Source organism: Oleiphilus sp. HI0080 (assembly GCF_001635135.1).
The window spans coordinates 1-2,443 of sequence record NZ_LWFU01000479.1; the positions used below are offsets into that span (position 1 = coordinate 1).

A 2,443-nucleotide genomic window follows, 5' to 3' on the forward strand; every position below is an offset into this window, starting at 1 on the left:
TTCTTTAGTTAAACCTTCCAGTTCGTGCGGGAAGACTAACCATTCGTCGCTTTCATATAAAAAGTAATCTGGTACGCGCTGGGTTTTGTTGTTTTTTGGTTTGTAGTACGGCGTTGCCACTTTGATGGTTGGCGTGTTTTTCTTGCAGCGCTCTGTGAGATCAACAATCGTCTGGTGGATGCTTAGGCCGCTGTCATGCACGTCGTCAACAATGAGTAGATTCTGTTCACTTTCAACTCGGTTAATCAGGTAGGTTAGGCCATGCACTTTTACCTGCTTTGATCGCTCACCAATACCGGTGTAACTAGATGTTCGGATTGCGATGTGGTCACAATGAACACCAAGTACATCAAACATCTCTTGAACCGCAATACCTACGGGTGCGCCGCCGCGCCAAACACCAACTATGTAGTCAGGACGAAATCCGCTTTCGTAGATTTGGATTGCTAAGTTGAAGGAATCTTCCAGCAATTGCTGTGCGCTGATGTAGGTTTTGTTCATGCTCGCTACCAAAAAGTATCAAATAAAAATTTGGCGCGAACTATAGTCGAAAACGCAGCTGAATTCACCGCGAAAATGTAAACCCTTGCTAAGTTGGGCATGGTCTACGGGTGTTGGTCTGCGGGTATTCTCTGTGTGTAAATAGAGCGGGCATAAAAAAGGCCGGCTGAAACAGCCGGCCCAACACTTATTCTTAGCTCTACGACTAAGCGGAGAGAAGCCTTATGGCGTGGTGTCGATTGTGCCCGAAGCAATCACAGTATCGATGATGTGGATAACACCATTGCTACCGTAAACGTCGGTCGCGATCACTGAGGAACCAGCCACTTTTAAGACACCGTCTTCGATCGTCACAGGAAGCGCCGTGTTCATTCGTAGCGTGTCCACTTGTCCACCGTTCGCTGCATAAGCGCTTAAAGAATCGATCGCTGCTCCTGGTACTACGTGCTGTTTAATGATCTCAGCAACTGCAGCGGCTCCACCAAGCTTCGTGACCAAATCGTTTAGGTCGGTTGCATTTTGCGCAGCTAAAAGATCCGCAAACGCTGAATTGTTCGGTGCAAATACAGTGAAAGGACCGGTTGCCGCGAGCGCACCTGTCAGGCCGACTGCGACGTAGGCATCTTCAAGAGTTTGCGTATCGGGGTTTGCAATCGCGATCGCTTCTACGGTAATCGATTCGTTGGAACGATCCTCAGTGAGGCTCGGTGGAATCAATACTTTATCGATCACATGAACGACTCCGTTGGTCGCGAGTATGTTTGGAGACGTCACTCTAGACGTGTTGACGTATAAATCTGAACCGGAGAGCGAGAGCGCAATCTTGCTGTCAGAACCGTTTACCGTTGCTACGGTTTTATCCCCAGAGCCGCCAGCGATGTCGATTGCTGCTGTCGCCAAAACTTCACCTGCCAGAACATGGTATTGAAGCACTTCAACCACTTGCGCCGGAGTGAGAGTAGAAAGCACGCTTGAAACGGCGGCAAATGCTTCGTCTGTTGGAGCGAACACGGTGAATGGACCGTCAGAGGCGAGGGTGCCTGCTAGGCCATTATCGACAACAAGCTGCTCAAGGGTGTCGAAATCGTCGTTTGATTGGACAAGTTCAACTATATTCTGTGCTGGTGCAGGGTTTTCATTATCACTGCATGCCGTAATGAACGGGATAGCACCAATTACGAGGGCAGGTGCCCAACGTTTAAGTTTTGCTTTAGCGGATAGAAGGCTCATGATTCGTTTCCTTTTGTAATTTCGTTTAGCACCTCTGTAAAAGGTGCAGGGCCATAATTTGGGAACCGACGTTTGTCGATCGCGGTTTTACAATGTGTTTCAGAGCGCTCGGGGAAGATTACGCAGGGCTGGAATAATGCGGATCACAGAAATGTCACGATATTTAACGAAATGTGCGTAATTTAGTGGAATTCATTTATATTGGTGGTTCGCTTGCTATACGGCCAATCCAAAGGCGCTAGCGGGACGTAATTGTCCTCTTGGGCGGCAGATTTTCGCTCGAATTACACGAGTTCAATACACAAAAAATTCGATTCAGGAGAGTTAAAATGGTTACCGTGAACACTAAGATTCTCGCATTTGGGGCGCGTCTCGTTTCTGTTTTAGTAATGAGTTTGTCTCTAAGCGCGATTGCGCACGCGGACGGTCATGGCATGAAACACAGTGGTAAGAATGTCGATTTTGAAGCCGTTGGCGAAATCTACGAAGGCTATTATGTGCCTGGAAAAGATGACTCTGCACCGCTCGTTTACTTAATCCATGATTGGGATGGGCTTACTGATTACGAAATCAAGCGAAGCGAGATGCTGCACGAGCTCGGCTACGCGGTGTTTGCTACAGACCTATTTGGCAAAGGTGTTAGGCCTACAGAAGTCGTTGATAAAAAGCAGCATACCGGCGCGTTGTATAAAGATCGGGAAAAAATGCGATC

Annotated in this window: 3 protein-coding genes; 1 reads left to right on the forward strand and 2 read right to left on the reverse strand. The window is 47.9% G+C overall.

The annotated features are described in order from the left end of the window. The coding region (locus tag A3751_RS09945; protein ID WP_068455175.1) for a phosphoribosyltransferase at nt 1-501 on the reverse strand (501 nt) is incomplete at its 3' end. Nucleotides 502-723: 222 nt separating this feature from the next. Then, nucleotides 724-1,731, reverse strand: a complete 1,008-nt coding sequence (locus A3751_RS09950) for a fasciclin domain-containing protein (protein WP_082863167.1) — start codon at nt 1,729-1,731, stop codon at nt 724-726. Nucleotides 1,732-2,060: 329 nt separating this feature from the next. On the opposite strand from A3751_RS09950, the gene A3751_RS09955 reads away from it, so the two are divergent. Beyond that, nucleotides 2,061-2,443: dienelactone hydrolase family protein (locus A3751_RS09955; protein WP_197466265.1), on the forward strand; the 383-nt coding region annotated here is incomplete at its 3' end.